Annotated in this window: 2 protein-coding genes; both read left to right on the plus strand. The window is 72.6% G+C overall.

Going from position 1 to position 4,387, the window contains the following annotated elements; all coding sequences use genetic code 11:
• Positions 1–187 precede the first annotated feature (187 nt).
• A complete protein-coding gene (gene polA, locus EST54_RS33395) occupies positions 188–2,848 on the plus strand; it encodes a DNA polymerase I (protein ID WP_239012351.1) in 2,661 nt (886 codons plus the stop codon).
• A gap of 511 nt (positions 2,849–3,359) precedes the next feature.
• The coding region (locus tag EST54_RS33400; RefSeq protein ID WP_244942675.1) for a lytic transglycosylase domain-containing protein at positions 3,360–4,387 on the plus strand (1,028 nt) is incomplete at its 3' end.

Raw genomic sequence — 4,387 nt, forward strand, 5'->3', positions numbered from 1 at the left:
GTGTGCGGCGGGAGCGGGGCGGTGCGGCCGGGGCCGGGAACCGGTTGCCGCAAGGGGGCCGGAGCCGTCGCGGCGGGGATTGTCAGTGGGGCGTGGCAGGATCGGGGGCGTGGCAGCAAAGGCAGCGAAGAAGAGCGAAGCGACCGGCACCCCGGCGGCGGCGGGCGGCCGTCCCCGCCTGCTCCTGATGGACGGGCATTCCATGGCATACCGGGCGTTCTTCGCCCTGCCCGTGGAGAATTTCACGACCGTCACCGGACAACCGACCAATGCGATCTACGGCTTCGCGTCGATGCTCGCGAACACCCTGCGCGACGAGGCGCCCACGCATTTCGCGGTGGCCTTCGACGTCTCGCGCAAGACCTGGCGGTCCGAGGAGTTCGCGGACTACAAGGCGAACCGCTCCAAGACGCCCGACGAGTTCAAGGGGCAGGTCGAGCTGATCGGCGAGATGCTCGACGCGATGCGGGTCAAGCGCTTCGCGGTCGAGGGCTTCGAGGCCGACGACGTCATCGCCACGCTCACGGAGCAGGCCACGGCCCAGGGCTTCGAGGTCTCGATCGTCACGGGCGACCGCGACTCCTTCCAGCTGGTCTCCGACGACGTCACGGTGCTCTACCCGACCAAGGGCGTCTCGGAGCTGACCCGCTTCACGCCGGAGAAGGTCTTCGAGAAGTACGGCCTGACCCCCGCCCAGTACCCCGATTTCGCGGCGCTGCGCGGCGACCCGTCCGACAACCTCCCCGGCATCCCGGGCGTCGGGGAGAAGACCGCCACGAAGTGGATCAACCAGTTCGGTTCGTTCGCGGAGTTGGCCGAGCGGGCCGAGGAGGTCAAGGGCAAGGCGGGCGCCAACCTCCGCGAGCACCTGGACGCGGTGAAGCTCAACCGCCGGCTCACGGAGATGGTGCGCGATGTCGAGCTGCCGTGCGGCCCGGCGGAGCTGACCCGCGAGGCCTACGACCGCGAGGCGCTCTCGGTCTTCTTCAACGCGCTGGAGATCCGCAACCAGGGCCTGCGCGACCGGCTGCACGCCGTCGACCCGGGCGCCGCCGAGGCCGCCGAGGAGCCCGCCCCGGCGGCCGGCGTCGAGGTGGACGGCACGCTCATCGGCGCCGGTGAACTCGCTCCGTGGCTGGCCGAACACGGCACGGGGCCGCTCGGCGTGGCCACGGTCGACGTCTGGACCCTCGGCAGCGGCAGCGTCGCCGAGGTCGCGCTCGCCGCCCCCGGCGGGCCGGCCGCCTGGTTCGACCCCGCCCAGCTCGACGCGGCCGACGAACAGGCCTTCGCCGCCTGGAGCGCGGACGCCGCCCGCCCCAAGGTGATGCACAACGCCAAGGGTCTGATGCGGGTCTTCGGCGAGCACGGCTGGCGCATCGACGGCGTCACCATGGACACCGCGCTGGCCGCCTATCTCGTCAAGCCGGGCCGCCGCTCCTTCGCCCTGGACGCCCTGTCCATCGAGTACCTGGGCCGCGACCTCGCCCCCGCCGCGGCCGGCGACGGCCAGCTGGCCTTCGGCGCGGACGAGCAGGCCGAGGCGGACGCCCTGATGGGACAGGCCCGCACGGTTCTCGACCTGGGAACGGCGTTCGAGGCGAAGCTGGCGGAGGTCGGCGCGGCCGAGCTGCTGCGCGAGGTGGAGCTGCCGACCAGCGTGCTGCTGGCCCGCATGGAGCGGGCCGGCATCGCCGCGGACCGGGGCTGGCTGGAGCGCATGGAGCAGCAGTTCGCGGGCGCGGTGCAGCAGGCCGTCAAGGAGGCGCATGCCGCCGCCGGCCACGAGTTCAACCTGGGCTCGCCCAAGCAGCTGCAGGAGGTCCTCTTCGGCGAGCTGGGCCTGCCCAAGACCAAGAAGACCAAGACGGGCTACACCACCGACGCCGACGCCCTGGCCTGGCTGGCGGCCCAGACCGAGAACGACCTCCCGGTGATCATGCTCAGGCACCGTGAGCAGGCCAAGCTGCGCACCACCGTCGAGGGCCTGATCAAGACCATCGGCGCCGACGGCCGGATCCACACCACCTTCAACCAGACGGTGGCCGCCACCGGCCGGCTGTCCTCCACGGACCCCAACCTGCAGAACATCCCGGTGCGTACGGACGAGGGCCGGGCCATCCGCCGCGGCTTCGTCGTCGGAGAGGGCTTCGAGTCGCTGCTGACCGCCGACTACAGCCAGATCGAGCTGCGGGTGATGGCCCATCTCTCCGAGGACGAGGGCCTGATCGAGGCGTTCACCTCCGGAGAGGACCTGCACACCACGGTCGCCTCCCATGTCTTCTCGGTCGCCACCCACGAGGTCGACGCGGAGATGCGCCGCAAGATCAAGGCGATGTCCTACGGCCTGGCGTACGGCCTGTCGGCCTTCGGGCTCTCCCAGCAGCTGGGCATCCAGCCCGATGAGGCCCGCAAGCTGATGGACAACTACTTCGAGCGGTTCGGCGGGGTGCGCGACTACCTGCGGCGCGTCGTGGAGGAGGCCCGCGCCACCGGCTACACCGAGACGATGCTCGGCCGCCGCCGCTACCTCCCCGACCTCAACAGCGACAACCGCCAGCGCCGCGAGATGGCCGAGCGGATGGCGCTGAACGCCCCGATCCAGGGCACCGCCGCCGACATCGTCAAGATCGCCATGCTGCGGGTCGACGCGGCACTGCGGGCCGCGAAGCTGGAGTCGCGGATGCTGCTCCAGGTGCACGACGAAATCGTGGTAGAGGTCGCGCCGGGCGAGCGCAAGAAGGTCGAGGAACTGCTCCGCCGGGAGATGGCCGACGCGGTCTCCCTGCGCGCCCCGCTCGACGTCTCCGTCGGCTCCGGCAAGGACTGGGAGTCCGCGGCCCACTGAGCAGGCGGCGAACCGGGGAGGGCGCGGGAGACGTTCCGCGCCCTCCCCGGCGTGTGTCGGCTCGGGTGCTCGGCTGGGGCGTTCGACCGCGCTGCTCGGCGGGGCCGGCTCGGCGGCGCCGCTCGGGCCGGGGCCCGGCCCGAGCGGCCGGGGCTCGTTCCGCCGACCGCCGCCCCGACTGGTACCCGGCTCCGTCGGCCACACCACCTCCGGCCGAGCCTCCGCCCCCTCGCCCTCGCCCGTCACACCTCCGGCACCACCCCCGGCCAGGCCGTCGGCGCCGCACCTCGCATCCCTGCCAGGCGGATTCCTGACGGCTCGTCAACACGGCCTGGCAGCACGGCTCGCGAGTGATCCCTCCGACGCTCTCCCTGACCGATTCTGATCACTATGTGTCCGATGAGAGTGGTAGATGCCAGGCCCGAGTTGTCGTAGTCTCGCCGGAGTTGGAGCGCCGGGGAGCGCGATATCGCGTCAGGAGCGCGGTAGGGCAACGCGGAGGGGACCACGCATGGCAGCCACATTCCGACGGCGGCTCCAAAGGGGAGCGGCCTCGACGGCCGTGGCGGCCCTGGTGCTCGCCGCGCTGACGGCCTCTCAGGCGCCGGGCGCCACCGAGGCGGCGGCCGCCAGAAAGCAGCCGCCCCCGCCCCCCGCCGACACTCCCATCGACGGCGGCACGACGTACTACACCGACCTGCCGCCCCTCAACAGCCCGGTACCGCCCCGCGGTTCGCACGGCACGGGTCACCACTCCGGCAGCCCCGCCGGCCCCACCGAGGCCGGTCTCCCCGCCACCGTCCTGGCCGCGTACAAGAAGGCCGAGTCGGCCATCGACGGATCCGACCCCGGTTGCCGGCTGCCCTGGCAGCTGCTCGCCGGGATCGGCAAGGTCGAATCCGGCCAGGCGCGCGGCGGAGCGGTCGACGCCGAGGGAACCACCCTCCAGCCCATCCTCGGCCCCCAGCTCAACGGCCACGGCTTCGCGCGGATCGCCGACACCGACGGCGGCCGCTACGACGGCGACCTCACCCACGACCGTGCCGTGGGCCCGATGCAGTTCATCCCCTCCACCTGGTCGCAGGGCGGCCCCGACCGCACCGGCTGGGGCGCCGACGGCAACGGCGACGGCAAGAAGGACCCCAACAACGTCTTCGACGCGGCACTCGCCGCGGGCCACTACCTCTGCGCCGGCGGCCGTGACCTGTCGGACCAGGACGATCTGGACCACGCGATCCTCGGCTACAACAACTCCGAGGACTATCTGCGCACCGTGCTGTCCTGGTACGCCTTCTACCGCCACGGCACCCACGAGATCCCCGACGGCAAGGGCGTCCTGCCGGTGCACCGGCGCGAGGCCCCCCGGACCGGCGACGGCCGGACCGGCGGCGCCGCGTCCGACCACAGCCGACGGCCCGGCGGATCCGGCACCGGCAAGCCCAGCACGCCCGGTAAGGGACAGCACCACCCCGGCAAGCCGGACGGCACCGGCCCCGCACCGGGCGGCGGCACCCCCACCCACGAGCCCACCCCCAAGCC

It is taken from the genome of Streptomyces sioyaensis (assembly GCF_004122735.1).
Lineage (GTDB): Bacteria > Actinomycetota > Actinomycetes > Streptomycetales > Streptomycetaceae > Streptomyces > Streptomyces sioyaensis.